Source organism: Coleofasciculus sp. D1-CHI-01 (assembly GCF_040218875.1).
Classification (GTDB): domain Bacteria; phylum Cyanobacteriota; class Cyanobacteriia; order Cyanobacteriales; family Coleofasciculaceae; genus Coleofasciculus.
Genome location: NZ_JAVJQP010000190.1, coordinates 22,506 through 43,803, shown reverse-complemented (window position 1 = coordinate 43,803; position 21,298 = coordinate 22,506). Strand labels below are relative to the sequence as shown.

The 21,298-nt window shown below is 43.9% G+C and carries 14 protein-coding genes; 5 read left to right on the top strand and 9 right to left on the bottom strand.

The window, feature by feature from the left end; all coding sequences use genetic code 11:
- Positions 1 to 398 precede the first annotated feature (398 nt).
- From RIB93_RS32100 to RIB93_RS32080, 5 genes are read right to left on the bottom strand one after another with little or no spacing between them, the layout of a single operon-like run.
- Positions 399 to 1,481, bottom strand: a complete 1,083-nt coding sequence (locus RIB93_RS32100) for a mechanosensitive ion channel family protein (protein ID WP_446379298.1) — start codon at positions 1,479 to 1,481, stop codon at positions 399 to 401.
- Between the two features lie 49 nt (positions 1,482 to 1,530).
- Positions 1,531 to 2,382 (bottom strand): DUF928 domain-containing protein, encoded by an 852-nt coding sequence (locus RIB93_RS32095; RefSeq protein WP_446379296.1) that lies wholly within the window; start codon positions 2,380 to 2,382, stop codon positions 1,531 to 1,533.
- Positions 2,310 to 4,736, bottom strand: a complete 2,427-nt coding sequence (locus RIB93_RS32090) for a CHASE2 domain-containing protein (protein ID WP_446379294.1) — start codon at positions 4,734 to 4,736, stop codon at positions 2,310 to 2,312. The genes RIB93_RS32095 and RIB93_RS32090 overlap by 73 nt, the downstream gene beginning before the upstream one ends.
- Complete coding sequence (locus RIB93_RS32085) at positions 4,681 to 5,949, bottom strand: DUF1822 family protein (protein WP_446379292.1); 1,269 nt, start codon at positions 5,947 to 5,949, stop codon at positions 4,681 to 4,683. Before RIB93_RS32085 ends, RIB93_RS32090 begins: the two co-directional genes overlap by 56 nt.
- A 7-nt stretch (positions 5,950 to 5,956) precedes the next feature.
- Positions 5,957 to 7,786: an XRE family transcriptional regulator gene (locus RIB93_RS32080; protein WP_446379290.1), complete on the bottom strand. Its 1,830-nt coding sequence runs from the start codon at positions 7,784 to 7,786 to the stop codon at positions 5,957 to 5,959.
- Positions 7,787 to 8,305: 519 nt separating this feature from the next.
- Between RIB93_RS32080 and RIB93_RS32075 the strand changes: the two genes are divergently transcribed.
- The 5 genes from RIB93_RS32075 (at position 8,306) to RIB93_RS32055 (ending at position 15,496) form a co-directional block, all read left to right on the top strand.
- Complete coding sequence (locus RIB93_RS32075) at positions 8,306 to 8,686, top strand: hypothetical protein (RefSeq protein ID WP_446379288.1); 381 nt, start codon at positions 8,306 to 8,308, stop codon at positions 8,684 to 8,686.
- 451 nt (positions 8,687 to 9,137) lie between these two features.
- Complete coding sequence (locus RIB93_RS32070) at positions 9,138 to 9,710, top strand: helix-turn-helix domain-containing protein (RefSeq protein WP_446379364.1); 573 nt, start codon at positions 9,138 to 9,140, stop codon at positions 9,708 to 9,710.
- Between the two features lie 26 nt (positions 9,711 to 9,736).
- Complete coding sequence (locus RIB93_RS32065) at positions 9,737 to 12,490, top strand: peptidase domain-containing ABC transporter (protein ID WP_446379286.1); 2,754 nt, start codon at positions 9,737 to 9,739, stop codon at positions 12,488 to 12,490.
- 614 nt (positions 12,491 to 13,104) lie between these two features.
- Positions 13,105 to 14,673: an HlyD family efflux transporter periplasmic adaptor subunit gene (locus RIB93_RS32060; RefSeq protein WP_446379284.1), complete on the top strand. Its 1,569-nt coding sequence runs from the start codon at positions 13,105 to 13,107 to the stop codon at positions 14,671 to 14,673.
- Between the two features lie 70 nt (positions 14,674 to 14,743).
- Positions 14,744 to 15,496 carry a peptidylprolyl isomerase gene (locus RIB93_RS32055; protein WP_446379282.1) on the top strand — a complete coding sequence of 251 codons (753 nt, stop codon included), beginning with the start codon at positions 14,744 to 14,746 and terminating at the stop codon, positions 15,494 to 15,496.
- A 1,395-nt stretch (positions 15,497 to 16,891) separates the two neighbouring features.
- On the opposite strand, the gene RIB93_RS32050 is transcribed toward RIB93_RS32055, so the two are convergent.
- From RIB93_RS32050 to RIB93_RS32035, 4 genes are all read right to left on the bottom strand, one after another.
- The gene (locus tag RIB93_RS32050; protein ID WP_446379280.1) at positions 16,892 to 17,647 is read right to left on the bottom strand and encodes a peptidylprolyl isomerase; all 756 of its coding nucleotides are present in this window, start codon (positions 17,645 to 17,647) and stop codon (positions 16,892 to 16,894) included.
- Between the two features lie 34 nt (positions 17,648 to 17,681).
- Positions 17,682 to 18,698, bottom strand: a complete 1,017-nt coding sequence (locus tag RIB93_RS32045) for an aldo/keto reductase (RefSeq protein WP_446379278.1) — start codon at positions 18,696 to 18,698, stop codon at positions 17,682 to 17,684.
- Positions 18,695 to 19,810, bottom strand: coding sequence for a T3SS effector HopA1 family protein (locus RIB93_RS32040; protein ID WP_446379276.1), 1,116 nt, complete (start codon positions 19,808 to 19,810; stop codon positions 18,695 to 18,697). The genes RIB93_RS32045 and RIB93_RS32040 overlap by 4 nt, the downstream gene beginning before the upstream one ends.
- 98 nt (positions 19,811 to 19,908) lie before the next feature.
- Complete coding sequence (locus tag RIB93_RS32035) at positions 19,909 to 21,102, bottom strand: phosphotransferase family protein (protein WP_446379274.1); 1,194 nt, start codon at positions 21,100 to 21,102, stop codon at positions 19,909 to 19,911.
- Positions 21,103 to 21,298: the final 196 nt, after the last annotated feature.

Sequence of the window (21,298 nt, the reverse complement as noted above, 5' to 3'; positions counted from 1 at the left end):
ACAACTTATTGCATCTGTATTTTATATAATAAACTGTAATGCCTTTCATTTGAAAATTTAAACGTTCTCCATACAGAATAGCGAGCGAGACGCCAATAGCGAGCGAGACGCCAATAGCGAGCGAGACGCCAATAGCGAGCGAGACGCCAATAGCGAGCGAGACGCCAATAGCGAGCGAGACGCCAATAGCGAGCGAGACGCTCGCACTACTGTTGCCTCATGCTTTGGAGCCTCTTCCCTCCACCACAACACTTATTCAGAATGCCCTAAGGAAGTCCACGGCAATAAACCTGCCTATATTAAGTTATGTAAATACACATCAAACCCTTACAAATGACCAATGACAAATGACAAATGACAATCTCAGCCGTTAACTTTTATTGTGCCCATCTACTTACTTAGATCGTAATGGGTGAATCGACATTAATGGTTTGTTCTTCGATGTCAAAGGCAATACCATATTCCTTGAGTTGATTGGTGATATTTTGTTTAGCAATATCCAGGACTTGACGCCGCAACTCCATCGAGAACTCACCAGAACCCAGGATGAAAAAGTTAATTTGGGCTTGAGTCATTCCCGGATTTCCATCTTGGATAATATCTTTAAACGTGACATCTGTACTGCGAGAGTCAATCCCAAAAATATCAATCGTGCTTTCTAAGATAACTTGGCGGATCAGTGATTTTTCTTGGTCGGGTATCGGACGATAGAAAATTAATGAGATAATCGAAATAACTTTCTTAGCACCCGTGAAGTTTTCAATACTGACCTGAGTCAGGGAACTATTGGGAATCACCATTAACGTCCCTTTACCAGAGGAGCGGATTTTGGTAGACCGTAGTCCAATGGATTCGACTCTGCCAAATGTGCCATCGGGTAAACCGATATAATCATCAACCACGAAAGGACGGTCAATATAAATCACAATACCACCAAGTAGCTGTTCCAGGGTTTTTTGTGCCGCAAACGCCACCGCCAGTCCACCAATTCCCAAACTTGCCAACAAGCCAAAAATATTGATTTGATGGGTTTGGGCAAAGATAATGATGATGGTGACAATAATCAGTAAATTGACAACCAGTTTGGAAAGGAGTAATAATTCACTATTCACCTTCCGTCCACTTTGCAGGGTGGCGTTTAACAGATAGGCATCAAAAAACCGCTTGAATAACCGAGAGCCTAATAAACTCGCTGTAATCGCTAAAGCGAGACTGATGGGAAGTTCCATCAGCTTGATAAACTCTCGTCTGGCATAAGCGAGAAAAATAATATCGGTTAAGGTTAGACTGAGGACTAACCCCAGTAATTCTTTTTCCGGTTGAATTACCTTAGGATAGATATCCCTGAACCGCTCCCATAACGAACCTAGCCAGCGAGAGGCAAACAAACCGCCCGCGATCGCGAAAATCCCGGCTAGTGTGAGTAAGATGAATGTTTTTAGGGTATCGAAATCCAGGAGTCCTGGTAAGGCATCCAGCATAGGAATCTCCAATTTAAGCAATTAGCTATGAACTATTATGGTGTGGGGTTTACAGCTCCCCCAAACTCCTCGGTTCGTTAAAGATAACATAACCCATGTTTAATTCTTGGCTTGGCAGTTCTAAGTTAACCCCTTTCCCTTGCAAGAGCTTGCGCCAGTCTGCATCGGTAACCTGGTTAGAGTTAGCCAAACGAAGATTCGCTAAATGCGTTAATGCATCGAACCAAATTCGGTTGGCGACATAAACCTGATCTTCGCGGGGTTTTGCCGCATTAAGTTGACGTTCTAGAGTGGGAGTTAAAGGAATTCGCTGTATCCATCCTTGGGCAAAAACTGGACTAGCAGATTTGTCGCGATCGCAATACAGTGTGAAGTACCAGCGATACCAGTTACCCCTTTTCAGTGATTCTTGAGTATCCGGAATGGTGAGACGAACTAAACCTGGTGTTTGCGATAACTCAAACGGAAGCCGATAGATATCATTACCCGCTTCATCTTGCAACACAAACTCTCCCACAGGGGCTTGTTCTGGAGAATAAGGAACATAAAACCACAATGTTGGGTGTGCCGCAAAGGTTCTCCCCCAGTTTGATTCAGGAACTAACGCGGTTAGGGGAAAATTCATTGGGGGACACTTGCTACGACTTCCACCTCCGGTGCGGTTCCCACTTCTACCATCAGATTGAAAGTCAACATTATCATCATTTTCCTGGGCGAACACATAAGGCATGAGTTGTCCCGGAATGCTAGGAGATTCTGTGCTTAAACCTGAGGGAAAATAGCTCCAACTAATACTGTAGGCTAATGGAATTAACCAGTATTGAATATTCATAGCGCTCGGCAGAAATAAAATATCCCGACAATCGTAAACGCGACTATCGACGGCATCAGAGGTAACCAAAGTCCGGTTCGCCACAGGGAAACAAAGCTGCATCCCCCCAGTGCGGCTAACGCTGTACCCCCAGCTACGATCAGATAGAGTCGCCGATGATGCCATCCTCCCATGCATACACCTGCGACTCCAGACCAAGCCCAAACCCAAAGCACATCACCCCACTGTGGGAACCACCATACCACAGGTCGCTGATTTAATACGGCACTGATGATGTGACTCACCATCTGCGCCTGGATTTCCACCCCTGAGAGTTCTTGAATCGGCTCAAACGCGGCACTGTAGGGAGTGAGATGATAGTCTCCATAGCTGTTGTCGATTGTACCAATCAGTACAATGCGATCGCGGATTAAGGTTGCCAATTCCTCATCTTTTGATCCGTCTAAAATTTGCTTTAAAGGTACTTTTTGAGCAATTCTCTGTGTTGCACGATAATTCAGCAACACTTCAAAGCCACCGGAATCGAGATTATGATAGCCTCCCCTGTGGCGTTCCGATTTGGGGAAGATACGGGTGCCGATTTGAAACTGGGTGCGGGAAAGCCGTTTAAATTCTATATCCTGTAAGGTTAAATAGTGACGGGCAATCTGAAAACTAAAGGATTGCTGAGTCTGACATTGGGTTCCCGCCGCCATGCCAAAAATCTGGCGTCGGATGACTAAATCTGGATCATTGGGGAGATCACTAAATCCTACCTGCTGCACCGGAACGCCTGATGGTGGGGGAATTTCCGGGGATTCTCTAGCACCGCCCCCGATTTGGCAAATGTCGATAAATCGCTGATCTCGCTCACGAATTGCTTGTTTGGCGGCGTCGGGATCTAGTGTAAACGCCACTGGATCACGATAAATGTCTAACCCAATGACGGCGGGTTGGTGGGGTTTAATTTTGTCCAAGAGGTTGACTAACGCCTGATCCGCCAGTGATCCTTGGCGTTTCATTCCCTGCTGATCTTGATATTGAATATCGGCAGCATCTATGGTAATAATCACTAGGCGATCATCGGGTAGTTCTGTCGGGCGCATTCGCATCAGAGCATCAAACGCCCAAAGTTCTGTAGATTGCAGGAACCCCAACCACCGCACTCCCATCACCAACCCTGTCGCGATCGCACTACTTAACAGGAGAGTTTGCCAACGGGGGCGTCTGGCTCCCATGATAGAAGGTTTAGGGGCAGGTTTTGGCTGTTGCCGCCAATCTTGCCAAGAGGGTGCGATCGGTGTCGGTGTTTGTACAATGATCGGTAACCAGCTTGCACCGGGAAACTCCCCCTCTAATCCTTGCAATCGTTCCCGCGCTTTCCGTACCGCTAAATCGAAGCATCGCCCCCCAGCCAACTCAATCAGAAAGTATTTAAGGAAGGCTTGAGCCACATTATCCGGTACCGGTTCGCGCATGACAATAATGTGGGGAATATGCAGATCCGACAGTTGTCGCGCTAATCCTAAGCCATCGCAGGAGTTAAAAATGGCTAATTTTAACCCTCCCGCGATCGCTTCGTTGAGGGCGTGTTTTAATTGAGGAATGGTTAAACGCTCATGGGGGTTGATATAAATCTCACCGAAATCGCTATCCCCTTGGCTAGAACTATGTCCGGCAAAAAAGAGAATTGTCCATCCCTGATTATGCCAAAGCTGCTCATTTAACTCCTGTCGGCGGGGTTCGACTAAAAAGACGGTTTCGGCACCATCCAGACTGGCGAGGTATTGCCGATCCACATCAATATCAATTCCCGTTGCATCGCCGAGAATTGCCAATACTCTCACGGTTTGAGTTGGCGGTTGAGTTGTTTTTATCGGTTCAATGTTGAGAGAACTCAACGACACTTCGGCGTGGGGATAATCTCGAAAAAATCGCCAGGTATACCAGGGTAATTTTCTCAGGTTACTGTCTTCGGTTTGAAGAATGACGCGAATGTCTTGATTCGGGTGAAATTGCTGATAAAGTTGACGGCATATCGGACTAAAGTTTGGGGAATCGAGCCAGGTATCAATCTGCTGTTGTAATTCCTGACAAACCTCAGCAAAATCCGTTTCGCCAACGTGAGTTACGTCAGTGTGATCAATTTGGATATCGTCATCAATGTCGATGGGTTGAGGATGAGAGCGACTAATAATAAATGAACGAGCCTGATAGAGTAAATCGTAGAGTAATTGCCAGTGGCGGTAAAGTTCCACCAAATGAGGGGCGGCGGGTAAACTGCCGATTACCTGCCGATTTTGGGGTTGATCTTGTACCTGTAACTGAGCTGTAACCCAGGCAAAGCCATTGTACAAGTCTCCTCGTCCTAGGTTCAAGATCACTAAATTACTCATTAGTCGCAAAGGGCGCGATCGCGAAGTTTTCAGTAATACTAAATTCACCCAGCGCCACCCGGATGCTGAACTGTTTCCCGACGGGACAGGTGAATCGTTTCAGTTGAATTAAATTATCCTGTATTCGGGCTTGGTATTCCTGAAGTATAGCACCTGATTGAGAGAGTAAGGCAACGCGAATATTAGGGGGTAAGATAGGGGTTTCTCCCACCGGATACAGTTGTACCCGAACACCGACTCGTTCGTCTGTCTCTCGTGCTAAACCCACCAGCAACGCCACGGCTTGATTGTTGAGTTCTATGCCCAAATCGATTACCTTAATCCCTTCAACATAAACCTGTCTCTCTTCGTTGAGTTGAGAGCGTTTATGTCTAAAACTAACAGCAACCTGAACTGAATCTCGGCTTAAAAATGCGTCTAGAGATTGCCAACCCAACTCAAAGATATTTTGCCACCATTGTCCTAGGTTAATCCGAGGTGGAGCAGGTTCTGCCACTCTTTGAACTTGTCTTAACCGTCTTTCATATAAGTCTTGACGCCATTTTTCATTTGTGACAAATGCAGCCCATTGGTCATAAGAAACCGCAAGACGCGGGGTAGAAACCGAGGTTTGACTCAGTTGTGCCAATAACCGTTCAGCGGTTTCCTGGGTTAAAGACGGTATTGATTCAATTTGTAAAATATTTGGGAAAACGGGTTCAGGTTGAAGTAACATCAGAGTAAGATCTGGAGTTAAATATTGTCCAGAAATATAATACGCGCGATCGCTTTCTTCATATATCCCGTTTTGCTGCAAATTCTGATAGCTAATATATCCCCACAGTCTCATCCAAGATGTATCGAGACTATCCAGGTTTATTTGTACAGCCAGATAATAATCGGCTCTCCAACTGACAATATCGACCCACTCTTGAGGAACACAAACCTCATCTAAATCCGTGCTATCTGTGGGAATCAGCGCTAGTCGAACATCACCGAAGTTAATTAGGCTACCATTGATGAATTCCCATATACTGGGTAAGAATGATTCTGTAAAAGTACGAATTTGAGTCGATTTGTCACCCTCTTGTTCTTCTTGACACCATCCCTCCAGCCAAGGGATAAATGCCGTTAAACAGAGTTCATTCAGGTAGGCATTACAGCGAGTCATCGCATTAGCATGATTTTGCGATCGCTGCCAAGCTTGTTGTTGTTCTTTCTCGGATAAATTCAACCAAACTTGATCAGGATATGTTGTTGATAATTCTAGTAACTTAAACATAATTTGTTTATATACGATTTTTTTTGTTTAAATCTAAGCAATACAACTGATTGAGCCAAATTTCAATAACCTTACTAACTTGTTCTTTTTCGGCTTCTAAAGAAATTCCATAATTTCCATAACTCCACTGAAGTAAAACCTTCTGTAATTGCTGTTTAGCGTGGTTAATCGCTTGGCTTATGTTTTCGTTGGGCAGCAGCCGATCGATCTTGTCTTCAGGCATTCTCTGGGCATATCGCATTTTCAGGATTTTCCTCAATTTCATGCTGGATAAAGCCGTCAACAATTGGCAAGATACGACTTGCTTATAGTAGACTCTAGTGACTTGCTCAACATAACTAAGCTGTAGTTTATGGATTGTTTCCCTAGCGACTCGTTGCAAATCAGATCGAATTGAAATTAAATTTTGGTCGATGGTATAGGTAGACTCATGGTCTAAATCCTCAACCAAGGTATCAATACTCCTGTTTTGCCCATAGTACAATCTAAGGAGTAATTGGGACTGGTGATTGAGAGAATTAATAGTAACCATTAACGCCCGATCAATCTCATGAGTTTGATTAGGATTAGTAAATCGCTTTGACAAAAACTCGTTCACGTAGGTTTGACTCCAACTATCCAAATCAGGGGATAACTGCGTCCGCATCAAACTATCTAGTTGAGTTAACAGAGGAGATTTGTAGGTATTGGCGATAAAACGAGCGATTGTCCCTTGATTGACTCCCACTTTCTTGGCAAACTGTTCTTGAACCAGCAGCGAAAGTTCGTGAGGATAGCACAAAGGCATAACCGCCTGACGAAATTGCTGGGGAATTTTACTCCTAATTTTTTCTAAATTTTGATCAATAGTCTGGAGTTTTGCCTGTAAATTAGACGTTATATGATTGATAAAATCGTCATAACCTTGGTCATACTCCACTATTTCCCAAGGATTAACTGATAAATCATAGTGTTTTTCATAGCTATCGGCATCTCTTGAGGTTTCTACAAGTTTCTGATAATTGCGTAACGCATCAATACAACTCGTCATCCATTGCTGAATCATTTGTGCCGTTACATTTGAGCCAGAGGAAACCTGTAGGGGTGTATTCGCAACAAAGCGATTCAGATTATAGGCTCTAGCTGTTTCTTCAAAATCACTTCGTTCAGGTTGCACCCATGCCCTACCTTTCCTTTGGATCGGGTTATAACGCCGATTGTTTTTATAGATAGGAACAAAATACTGCCAAGCAAAGCAATATTGAGAAATCATCGGTTCCCTGAGTCCTTGGCGCAATAAAGCCTCTTTCAATCGTTGCTGGGCATTATTGAATTTTCGGCGACTGGTGAGATCCACATTACATAAAAGATGCCAGTCAGATTCCCAATTCATTTGGTCGAGGATGATATTCTTAAGGGCACCTTCTACATAAGTTTTCAAATTAGCGGCATGACTCGTAGTCGCTTTATAGTTATCAATAATTTTTTTTAAAGAGTCGCGATTGTAGAGAACATCCGTTGTCAGGTCAAAGAAATGGAGACAGGTGGCTAGAGGGAAGGGGAATTTGCGGGAAAACTGGCGGATAAAATGACAGCGAGAGGTATCCAAATAAGCAACCAGATGGAGATGGGCAAATTGTTGTTCCGATTCAGGTAGTGAGTCTTGGTTGATGATACTCCAGAAATAGTCAACATAATCGTCCGTGTACCAGTCTGGATGTAACTGAACCAGTTTTTCCATGCGGCGTTTCAGGCGCTGTTGCACCGATGGCTTGAAGCGAGGATAACCATGGTGGCTGGTTTTCTCGTATAAAATACAGAATTGATCAATAATCTCCTGAGATTGTCCATTTGACATGGTTACTGGCTCGTGTAGAACGTATAATTCTGATAAGCTAGTGTTGCACTAATTTAACTGTATCAGAAATTGCTCCGAGAGAACTTCCGCAGCGACTCAAGGCTAGAGAGTGTCGTGTTTTCCCGTTAACTGCATAAATCGAAAAACTCAACCCTGATAAGGAAGGTGCATCGTTAGCCTACCTAAATGCATAAACTCAAAAACCAACCTCAATAAGTCAATCCCAGGTAAGTTGTCATGCATTTAAATTTGGTATTAGTAGCGAGCAAGATGCAAAGCCTGCGGCATGGCTTCGCTAAAGCCTGCGGCATGGCTTCGCTAAACGCACTACAAGGGTTTCGCAATTATTGACATTAAGGTTTAAATGCCGAACAGCTTATCCGAATCAATTGGACTAAGCCCAGGATTAGTTAACCTGACTATTATCCTGAGAAATCCCGTTGACGACTTGAACGGGATCAACAGCTAAATTGGCGACAGATGTTCAACTTGTCCTGTTAGGTCATTAAAGGAGAAAAAATGGATCAAAATAATTCTTCGGAGAGCGTCATCAGTCTCAAGTTTGAGACAACTAGACTTGCGGTAATTTCTAAAATTATTGTATTGATACTTTGGGGAGGTGTATTCGGATACGTTTTCTCAAAAGAGGCGGTCAGAGACTTGGAACAAGCGGAGGCAATTTCAATTGAAAAATGTTCTAAGGAAATATGTATTGAAGAGGTTTTAGCCTATAAAGAGAGCTTATCGGATAACTCCAATAAGCTGGCTGTGAAGCCTGCTTATGCTATTCCCCTCATGACCGTTTCCTTCAGTATTCTATTTGGATCGTATGAGTTACTCGCCCTAATTATCAGACTGGTGCTAAAAAAAATAATTACAGGATTTTCCAATCATTCATAAGACCCAATCTCTGGGGAACACCTTGTGCTTTCACACGCCAGGGTTCTGTGCGATCCTCACTTTTCATGGGAAGTCTAGAAACCTGAATCGGGGCGGGTTTAGTTCCATCTGGGTACAACCAAAAAGATAGTGGTGAAACCCGCCCCTACACACTGAATACTCACGTTGCGCCACATACTGTGAAAAGTCAAGTGCGATCGCCTGTGAAGTCAGTTAGTAGCAGGAATCCCATGCTCTGTAAGGCGGGTGGGTAATGCCCACCCTACGGTATACGTGCGATCGCAGAAATTTTTCCCCTTAACTGCATAAATCGCCAAACTCCACCCGACTAAGCCAGTGAAAGAGTTTGAGGCGTTAGAGGAAGGACACATTGGCGACGATGACAACGAACCAATCTACCGTTATCCAGTTCAGTCAGTTATTCGCCATACCTGACGTTCCAGAAGGAGAGATGACTGTGAAACAATCGGGTCAGCATTTAACACCGTTTCAGCGCAAACTACTGCAAAAAAGCCTGCAAGAGGATTTACCGGAAAAGTACCGCCAGCGCATTGAAATCATGTTGCTGGCAGATGAAGGGATATCTCAAGCCAAAATTTGTCAAACCTTAGGCTGTTCTCCAGCAACCGCACGGCATTGGATACACATCGCCCGTTCTGGAATGGCACACCAATGGCAAGAAAGTCGGATTGGTCGCCCAAAGACGGTAAATGACCAGTATTTAGAGCGGTTGAAAGAACTGGTGAGCCATAGTCCTCGGGAGTATGGCTATTCATTTAGACGCTGGACTGGGCAATGGTTAAGTAAACATCTGGCGAAAGAATTGGGGATTGAAATTAGCGATCGCAACGTTAACCTTTTGCTGAAGAAAATGGGACTCTCCACTCGACCTAAATCCGATTCAGCACCTGAACAAACGGATTTAGAAACCCCGAAAAAATCTCGGATCAAAATTGGTGACTTACCATCGTCCTCTTCCTCCGAACTCCCAAAGTCATTCAATGGGATCAAAATCCGTAACTAGCTCTGCTAATCAGCGAAAACTCACTCATGGTTCAGCATTCATTACCCTTTTCTCAACAACAGTTGGGTCAACACCTTGCCCAAACCTTGGGACAAACGCTTTCCGATGGGGAACTCTCCAACTGCTGCCAACAGATGGAAATTCTAGAGCCAAAAGCAGGTAAACGATTTTGGCAAACAGAAGATGCAACGGCGGGACTCTATATCGTTTTGGCGGGTAAAGTCAGACTGCTCAATACGACAGATGATTTAATTACATCACTAGAGACAGGGGCGTCATTTGGGGAACTCACGCTGTTTCCAGAGGAGACATTTCACCCCTATGCGGCTAGAGCTTCCGTCAAGTTGAGGCTTGGCTATATTCCTGGTGATGTTTTGCGATCGCTCATTCGCCAGTATCCTGCGATAAAAGAGCATCTGTACGCCAGTGCAGTACGCCGAGATTCACAGGTGAGGGGGGCAAACACTAGCCAATCCACTGATAACTCATCGGTTACAGCATTTCCCAGTCAGTCTGAGGCGGTTGTCTTGTCTCAACTGTCTGAGGAACAAAAACCCCAGTCCCAGATAAGTCGAGCGTACTTCCCTAACCCTACCGTAAAAGTGGGTCAGTGGTGGGGGCGAATCACCCGACGCTATCCCTTCTTTGCTCAGCAAAGTGCCTCAGATTGCGGTGCAGCTTGCTTGGTGATGGTGGGGCGTTACTGGGGGAAGCGGTTTAGTGTTAATCGCCTGCGGGATATTGCCAATGTTGACCGTAATGGGGCGTCACTGCGGGGGTTAGCCGCCGCTGCTGAGAGTATTGGGTTTACCACTCGTCCGGTAAAAGCCAGTCTGAATAAACTGGCTGAACAACGGTTACCGGCGATTATTCATTGGCAAGGGAAGCACTATATTGTCGTTTATGAAGTAACTCGCGATCGCGTGATTGTTGCTGATCCGGCTATTGGTCAGCGTAGCCTAACTCATGCCCAATTTAAAGCGGATTGGACGGGTTATACCTTATTACTCCAACCCACAGCCCTACTCAAGCAGGCTCAAGCAGCCAGCACTCCCTTTTGGCAATTCTTTGAACTGGTGAAGCCCCACCAACTCGTGTTGCTGGAAGTATTGATTGCGTCAGTTCTGATTCAGGTTTTTGGACTGATTACGCCACTATTTACTCAGTTACTGTTAGATCGGGTAGTTGTACAGCGCAGCACGTTGACGTTAACTGCCGTCGGGTTAGGCTTACTTCTCTTTAGCTTATTTCGAGTCGCCATGACTGGACTACGGCAGTACCTTTTGGATCATACTGCCAACCGAGTCGATTTAGCACTAATTGTCGGGTTTATCAGCCATACCTTCCGGCTTCCATTGAGTTTCTTTGAGTCCCGTTATGTGGGAGACATTATTTCTCGTGTCCAAGAAAATCGCAAAATACAGCGTTTTCTCACAGGGGAAGCCCTGTCCATTCTTCTGGATTTATTAACTGTATTTGTCTATGTGGGATTAATGTTTTGGTACAGTTGGAAGATGGCGCTGTTAACATTGGTCATTGTCCCACCGTTTGTGGTATTGGCATTAATTGCGACACCCTTTTTGCAGCGGGTTTCCCGTGAGATTTTTGCAGCGTCTAATGAGGAGACAGCCTACTTAATCCAATCCTTGACAGGTATTCGTACTGTGAAATCCATGGCGGTTGAGCAGACGGTGCGTTGGCATTGGGAGGATCTGTTGGGCAAGTCGATTAAAACCTCCTTTTCTGGGCAGGTGATTGGCAATACACTCCAGACATTTAGCTTAACCATTGAAGCCGTAATCACAACAGTCTTACTCTGGTTTGGCGCGTGGCTGGTGATTCAAAATGAACTCACAATTGGACAATTAGTCGCGTTTAATATGTTGATGGGGAATGTGATTCGTCCCTTCCAACGGCTGATTGTGTTGTGGAATGAGTTGCAGGAAGTCGTGATTGCGGTGGAGCGAATTAATGATGTGATTGACACGAAACCGGAGGAAGATTTACACTCGTCCTCTCGTCAATTCTTACCCCCAATTCGCGGACATATTCGGTTTGAGCAAGTCACGTTTCGTTACCATCCCGAAAGTGATCTGAATACGCTAGAAAATGTCAGTTTTGATGTGCAGCCCGGGCAAATGGTGGCGTTAGTTGGGCGTAGTGGTTCGGGGAAAACGACGATTTCTAAGCTGGTTTTGGGACTCTATCCTGCGACTGAAGGGAAGATTCTCATTGATGGCTACGATGTTACCAGTTTATCCCTGCGATCGCTTAGACAACAAATTGGTGTGGTTGACCAGGATACGTTTCTATTTGGGGGTACAATTCGGGAGAATATTACAGTGGGTCATCCCGAAGCTACGTTGGATGATGTGATTGACGCCGCTAAACAGGCGGGAGCGCATCAATTTATTAAGGAATTGCCCATGGGTTATGAAACCCAAATTGGAGAAGGGGGAGGGATGTTATCGGGTGGACAACGACAGCGCCTTGCAATTGCCCGTGCTTTATTAGGAAATCCGCGATTATTAATTTTAGATGAAGCCACCAGCAATTTGGATGCTGAATCAGAACGGATTATTCAGACTAATCTGAATACGATTCTGACGAATCGGACAACATTGGTGATTGCTCATCGCCTGTCAACAGTACGAAATGCTGACCGAATTTTGGTGTTGGATAGAGGTGTTGTGGTAGAAATTGGAACTCACGATGAATTAATGGCAAAGCGGGGTCAGTATTTCTACCTCAATCAGCAGCAACTTACTGTGACAGGTTGAATGAAAGGTTAATCGCTAATGAGAATTAGAAAATGTCTAAGGAGTTGGACATCACTTCTATTTGCTGGACTAAAAAAGTTAAGTTGTTCGGCATTTAAACCTTAACTTCAATAATGGCAAAAGCATTGTATTGCGAGCATCTTGCTCGCTACTAATACCCATCTTGCTCGCTACTAATACCCATCTTGCTCGCTACTAATACCCATCTTGCTCGCTACTAATACCCATCTTGCTCGCTACTAATACCCATCTTGCTCGCTACTAATACCCGTCTTGCTCGCTACTAATACCCATCTTGCTCGCTACTAATACCCATCTTGCTCGCTACTAATACCCAAATTAAATGCATAACAGCTTAACAAACTTCAAATCCTTACAGATGACCAATGACTAATAACAAATGACGCTCTCTACCTCTAACTTTAATTGTGTCCACCGATTTAGTGTACTTTGTCATTCTGAGCGCTGTCCTGAGCGAAGCGAAGGAACAGAAGCGAAGAATCTCATCCCAGCGTTTAACCTCAAAGACTGTCAATGGTTCAGCATAAAAATTCATGAGACATTCCCTGATAAACTCCAATACCCCATTCACAATCAACACTCAATACTAACCCATGCCAAATCCATCTAGACAGGAATCGGATAGTCCGAATCGTTACTATCGTAATGACAATCAACTACCTGAAGCGATAAACTCTACCAATTCTGATCAGATAGCACTCCCGAATCCGGCAAATTTATCTGAACAGATGAGTGACGATTGGTCATCGTTGACCAAGGAACTGATTGATACCTTACCGCGAGTTTGGACGCGGGGGTTACTGTATTTCTTAGTCGTGTTTGCCGGGATTGTCTTACCCTGGGCAATGTTATCTAAAGTCGATGAAACCGGGAGTGCTAGAGGACGACTAGAGCCGCAGGGAAATGTGTTTAAAGTCGATGCACCCGTGGCGGGGACAGTGGCTAATGTTTTAGTCAAGGAAGGTCAATTGGTCACCAACAAACAGCCGTTACTGGAACTAGAATCCGAGGAGATTAAGAGCGAACTTCAGCAAGCTCAGACGAGATTAGAAGGGCAACAAAATCGGCTGACGCAGTTGGAATTAATGAAAAACCAATTGCTTCTGGGAGTTCGCGCTCAACAGCAACAGAATCAGGCTCAAGCCTTGGAAAAACAGGCTCAAGTGGAGCAAGCACGGCAAAATTTGGAGTCTCTCAGGAATTCTTACAATTTACAAAAGGAAGAAAAACTGGCTCAAGTCAATCAGGCAGAGAAAAACCTTGACTATAGCCAAACTGCCTTGAATTTAGCCGAAATTCGTTTAGCTAAGGCACAACGAGAAGTCCAACGTTACCGCAAAATTCAGGAGCAAGGTGTGGTTCCCGAAATTAAAGTGATTGAGCAGGAAGATTTGGCTCAAGAACGGCAACGATTGCAGGAACAAGCGGAGTCGGATGTGCAGCAAGCTAAGTTGAGGAAGAAAGAGCAACAAAGCAGCTATCAGAGGATTATTTATCAAGCTCAGTCTGATATCGAACAAGCCAAACTACGTTTACAAGAGCAGGAAAAGAGCTATCAAAGTTTGATTCATTCTGGAGAATTGGCTATACTGAAAAGTGAAGAACAACTCAAAGAACTTGATGCACAAGTTACAGCTCTGAAAGCAGAAATTTCCCAAAGCAAAAGTCAGATTCAAGCTTGGGAATTTCAGTTAGAACAACGAGTATTACGCGCTCCAGTGAGTGGCACGATTTTTCAGTTACCGATTCAACGAACGGGGGCGGTAGTACAACCGACTACATTAATTGCTGAGATTGCACCCAAGAATGCTTCCCTTATTCTCCGGGCACAAATGGCGACATCAGAAAGTGGTACGCTGCGTGAAGGAATGCCTGTCAAAATGAAGTTTGATGCCTATCCGTTTCAAGACTACGGGGTAGTTGAAGGAACGGTAAGCCAGATTTCGCCCACGTCTAAGATAACGGAAACAGCTCAGGGAGCGATTGCTACCTTTGACCTAGAAATTAAGTTGAAACAGACTTGTATACAAACTTCACAAGGGTGTACTACCTTAACGCCGGGACAGACAGCAACGGCTGAGGTAATTGTTCAGCAGCGACGCATTATTGATTTTATTCTTAACCCGTTTAAAAAGTTGCAAAAGGGAGGTTTAGAACTGTAGATATCTAAAATAATCTGCATTAGAGTAGGTTGTTTAACAAATTTAATTTTGACAAAATCGGAGGAATAGGATGTCCCAAGTCATTACGATTACCAATGAAGACATTTTGAATCAGGTCAAGCTATCTTGCCAAATTCCTGATTTAATTGAGCAGATTGTGACTCGTAAGATTATTACGACTGCGGCTAGTGAAGCTGGAATAACGATGGATACTGAGGAACTCCAAGAAGCTGCAAATAAGCTTCGATTAATGAATAAACTTCTCAGTGCTGATGATACGTGGACGTGGTTGAAAAAACAGAGTCTATCTTTAGATGATTTTGAAGAAATTGTTTATTACACGGCTATCTCTGGGAAGTTAGCTGCTCATTTATTTGTCGATAAGGTTGAACCCTACTTTTATGAGCATCAGTTAGATTATGCGAGTGCAGTGATTTATGAGGTGGTGCTGGATGATGAAGACTTAGCGATGGAACTATTCTATGCAATTACTGCAGAGGAAATGAGTTTTTATGATATTGCTCAACAATACATTCAAACTGTGGAGTTGCGGCGAAAAGGAGGATATCGAGGGATGGTTCAACGTCAGGATATGAAGCCGGAGATTTCGGCTGCTGTTTTTGCTGCTACGCCGCCGCAGATGCTTAAGCCGATTATGACGTCTCAAGGGGTACACTTGATTTTTGTTGAGGAGATGATTCAACCGGAATTGGATGAGAAAGTTCGCCTTGAAATTGTTTCAGATTTATTTACTGCATGGCTGAAGCGAAAAATTGAGCAAGTTGAAATTGTTAGTCGGCTCGAATCAAACAACATGGATTAAATTGAGCGTTTCATTTGTGTAGATAATCAGCCATTTAAACCTTGAAAGCCATCTGATGAGCATCAGATGGCTTTGTTTATTCTGCCCGAAACTTGCTATACCGTAATGTTTCGTTACTCGTCTTGACTATCTCCCTAAAAAAACATCTGCCTCATAACTACCGTTAGAGACAGATATTAGGATTACTAAGACAGACTAATTGACGGACAAAAGCCCAAGCTAAGTAGTTCCTTAGAAGGGGTATTTACTTTTGTCTTTAGTATCAGTTAATCTATCGTCGGCGCAGGGTGAAAGTGATCGTGGTAGTTATAGTTATAGTGATTGTAGGGGTGATCATTACCCCACCCTGAACACTCAATTCCTGTTCAGACAATTCTTGCAAATAGCTTTCAGAATCATTAAACAGATCAAAACCCGATGGAGACAAGTTTGAAATTGCAATGTTAGCCATTGAAAAATATCCTTCTATCACGTTAGTTGTTTGGGGTAAACTTAAGCGTTTGCTTGTTTAACCCTACTACTATAGTAGAATTTAAAATTATATGTGTAAAGCTTAAAATCAGCATTGACAAGAAATAAAAAGCACAGTTTTTTGTAGAATTCATTGGCTTACGTTTTTAGTATTGGAAAAGGCATTGAAGATCTGTAGGGGCGGGTTTCACTACTATCTTTTGATTGCACCCAGATAGGACTAAACCCGCCCCAATTTTTGCTATTTCATGGTTACTATGGTAGTTTCTGCACTTGGCGATGAGCAGTCCTGGGATTCACTTTAAAACCCTCTGATATAATTCAGAGGGCTTATAATTAAGGATTACTTCTACTTATTAAATAGAAGCTTATCCTGGCGCTGTTTACAGCATCTTATTCATTCTACAATTATGTAGATCAAAGACGCATTATCCAGGTCTGTGAGGGCTTTTAGGTTTTGATTGAGCAGCCGAAGCGATGATTGAGACTGTATAGGCTACTAGAACAACAACAGCACAGGCAGGTGTTGATATAGCACCTCCATATATTCCTGTTCCTAATTCGTCCTCAGATAGTTCTTTCATGTAACTTTCTGAGTCAGAGAACAAGTTGTATCCTTCAGGCTTCAAATCGGAAACTTTGATTGTAGGCATGGAATATTTTATCCCTATTCAAAGATGTACAAGGTAGTAGATTTCTTCTACTACCTTGTTTTTATTGTAGTCTATACACAGCATAAAACCGTAATGATAAATGAAAAAACAGGGAAATAATTAATACATTTTTTCCCCTAAAACATTGGATTTTAGTCTAAAAAAATGCCCCTCAGGTGAGAGACAAGCAGGAAGATTAGTTTTAATTTATCAATAGCTGTAAGTTTAGGCTCAACTCAATATATTGATACTTAGGATTATTTCATTAAAACTATTGAGCAAGATGTGTAGAGTGGTTTTTCTTCTCTAGCCAAGCCTGAAATAGATACTCCAACATTTGCTCCCTTACTTCCCTCAATTCAATCGGCAACCACTTCTCAAGTTTTAGAATGTGGTAGCCTAGTTGTGTTTGAATAGGATCAATCACTTCTCCTTCAGAGCGATTGGTCACAGCTTGGGCAATTTCTGGTTGTAACTCTGCGAGAAAGTGAATACCCAAAAAACCACCATTTTCTTTTGACTGCTTCCCTTGAGAATAGTCCAGAGCTAAAGCGCAAAACGAAGCGGGCTTTACTCGGATAAGTTGGATGATTCTCTCAGCCTCCACCCGTTCATACACTAAAATCTGAGATAGAGCGACGCGCCGATAATCATTGCGGTTACTCATATAATGAGTATCAACAGTTTCACCGAAAAGAATTTCCTTTAACCGTTGTGTCAGTAGTGATACCTGAATTTCTCGTGACCAATCCTCTACAGTCATACGCTGCTGTGCCAACCATGCCGAGGTTTCAGGCGCACTTAACAGCTTATGTTCTTGACGGAAGCTATCCCCTGCGGCTTGTAACTCTTCCTCAGAAATAACAATTCCTAGCTGCTTACAGGCATTCATAATCACGGCTTCTCGTTCAATCGCAGCAGCTATTTTAGCTATTTGGCGAGAACGTCGTAGATATGCAAGTATTTCCTCGTCGGTTGCTGGTGGAATGTCTGGTCGTGATAATTTAGAGATCAAATCTTCTGACATACTTTTGAAGGAATTAATGGATATTGGTTAACGATTAGATAGGGCAAAGTAATTTTTCATTGAAAATATCTTCAACTTGGATTTTCCTGAGATGTAAATCGCCATAGAGATTGAGATAATCAATTTCTGTAGCCGTTGATTTGCCCTTTCGGATAGCTGCGATCGCGGCATCAATTTCCCATCGCTCTTGTAAACCCATTAAGCAGACATCCACACAATTTTGGCTTAAAGAGTAGCGGTAGAAATCAGGCACTGAAGGTCGCCAACACCCCTTTGGCAGACCGGGGGGAGCTTCCCAGAGCGCTCCTGAATGAGAACCCGTAGACTTAAACGTAACAATACCGGGTCGTTGTGGGTTCTGCACATCTAACGGATTGAACAAGTGACTCTGGGCAGACCGATGAGCAACATTATGACGAACCATCACCACATCCAATAGTGGACTATTAGACCACATCCTTGCTAGATTGACATCGTGAAAAGAAGCACCAATATAACGAACAGCTCCCATTTGCTTGAGTCGCTCTGATGTGCCAATCATTCTTTCGACCGTGCGCTGATAAACAGAATTAGCGCCTCTTAAATCGGGAGAAAGCTGCAAGCAATCCTTTAAAACTGATCCATCATTCGTACCCACCCAGCCCCAAAACAATATATCAATGTAGTCAATTTTTAGTTCCAGAAACTGATCTAATAACGCCGAGATTGCCATCTCAGGACTTTTGATGTAAGTTACCGTCGCCAGCACCACTTTCTCGCGTACCGATGATTTCCGCCCGCATAATTTACGCAGGGCATCAGACATGGAACTATAGATATAGTGGTGCAAATCACTCGAATAAAAAAAGTAGTTAATTCCTTGCTCGAAAGCGTAGAGAGTGTCTTCACTGGAAATGCCACCACCACCCCCTAATCCCAGACAACTAACGGTTAAATCAGTCCGCCCTAGTTTACGGTAAAAAGGCAAATCAGACTCCGAACTTTTATTCACAATAGGGCGGATTTCCCGTGATGAGACGACTGGCGACGGCGTGAGATCAGTTAGTTTCATCGATTCAACGGTGTGTAAATGTCTTCCGAGTTGGCGTTGAGGTAGGAACGCTGCCAGTCAATCCCCAAGCGGGAGAATTGCTGGAGGATAGCGTTCATCCGACGATTTGGCGAGTCATCCCCCTTCTGCCAAGCATCCAGTAAACCATTGGCAACAATTTGGCAGCGATTCATCCCAAAACTTTCTTGGGCTGCAAATTTATGATCAGGTTCCTCTGCTAAACCTAGCCCAGGTGCAAGTAATTTAGTGAATAGAGGCACCTCTGGGTGAAAATGCCCTCGTGTTTGGGCATAAATACTCTCAAGAACCTGACGAACAGCCTCATAGTTAGACTTCTCAAAATAGAGAACTCCTGAGTCATAACGTTCATAGTCAGTGGGGTTGTATAGTGCCTTAAAGGTAAATGGAATGGAAATGTCGTTCAACTGCTGTGTCAGACTATTCATGAGTGCGATCGCGCCTTCAGGGGTTAGGCTGAAGTAGACGCGCACCAGCTCTGGAGAGTAGCCTGGATGATGATGACTCTGGAACCCTGCATCGCCAACTGCCATGTAAAACCCGTTTTGTACAACATTTTGGGGCATCCGAATCGCTACCCAGTTCCCTACATCCGTCTGCATTTCAACAGGTTGGAGATGTTGCGATCGCTGGATATGTAACGTCAAACCGTTCTTCATTACAGCAAGAGTGCCATCACTCTCTTGCCTGACGACATACCAACCCGGATCAAAATATCCCTTTCCCTGATTGCTTTGGTGCAATTGTTCGTAAAATCCAACATCTACCCCCAAAACAGTCTTATTTTCCAGATCCAAGGGCAAATTATTCCCCTTCCCATCGAGTGCTAGGGCAGTTCGCATCGAACCGTTGTAATAAATACCGTAGAGAAAATTACATAGTTGCAGACTCAGATACTTCTGCTGTATCTGTTCAGGCATTGTCTGAAAACGGGCAACTGCCTCAGCCGGTAATTCCCATGGTTTGTAGTCTGGATGACGTATCGAGAATTTAGACTGAATCTCAACCTTATTAACAATATCATCCAGAACATCCAGTAATCGCCCAGTTGCCTCAGTCGTTCGCTGAGTTTGAGGAGAATCGAGTAATTGCATAATCGTTTGATTGTAACTAAATATCTTGGAACTTACGCTTCTTTCTTACTCCCCTCTCCCCCGCGTGGGAGAGGGGTTGGGGGTGAGGGGGTTGTGGCTTAAGTTGACACGGATCGACACAGAAGATCCCCTAATGTGGCATTTGTGCTACGCTGAGTCAATTGAACCGCCGCCGCACCAAAAATCGTCGCCATAGATTGTTCCGGACGACATAACAACGTCTTGGCAACTTGAAGCATGGCAATCCCCATATTGCCAAAAGACTTTTGATACTGAATCATCGCCTGAATCTGTTGAATCAACGCCAAACCCGCAAATTGCACCACCCGACGCAAGAAATCAGGGCGATGGTCTAAGATTTCCGGGAATGTGTCAAAATAAGCTTGAGTCAGAGCCGCAATGGAAGGCTGAAGCTGTTCTAGGGGTGTCGTAGCTAAACCCAGAGACTCTTCGATACTGAGTGAATTACTGATCACCAAGCTACTGAGCCAAATTTGCACATAGCTAGCAATCAATGTTCCCAAATCAAACGCTGGATCTCCCCACGTCGAGCGTTCCCAGTCAATAACACGGACAATGCTATCACTGGTTTGCTGCCAATCGCTGTGAACCAGGATATTATTCAATTTCAGGTCATTGTGCGTCAGACAACAGGCAGAAAACGCACTGCCTAATTCCGCGATCGCACACCCCAAACTATCATACCGCTGATACAGGGCAAAAAACTTCAACCCATCAGCAGGCACTTGACCGAAAATTTCGGGTCCAATTCGTTCCAACCCCTGAATCAACTTAGGGACTTGCTCACTTGTAAGAGTATCCGACTGTTGAACAAAGAAACCCTGATAATCTTGACAGTTAAACGTATCACGATGGAGAGTCGCCAAGAACGTACTAATTGCCACCGCAATTTCTGTGGGAAAACTATTTTCCTTACTGTAGAATTCCATTAAATCCTGGTAATCATCCAGGTAACGGCAGACAAGAATTGAATGATCCCGATCAAAATGCAACACGTCTGGTAGAAATGGGCGTAGATTTTCAACCTCTGGAAATTGCTGTAAAAACAGTTGCATTTGCCACTCACCCCAAAACTCACCAGCCGCTTTCCCATCCTGATTGTGCCGTTCCTGCTTAACCAAAAGCTTATGAGTGTCGGTCAACTTTACTAATAAGTTAAAGTTTTTGGCAGCAACTGGCTCAACCTGACTGAGATCTGGTTCTGAGGAATTGCAGAAACCATGCTTGACTAAATACTCGAAAACATTATGTGAATTTAACAGGAATGTCATAACCAATGAAGCTATCAACTTAAATCAAATGGCACGGATACAAGACTAATGTCGCTCCAGTAACCGGAAAAAAGAACCGGACTCTCTAGAGTTATCTAAACCTGAATGGGTAAATTATTGAAGTCGCTAAAACTGATTTGAGTGACCATGGGTCAGCGCTTAAATTCAGTTTTATCTGACTTTTAACAATCTAACG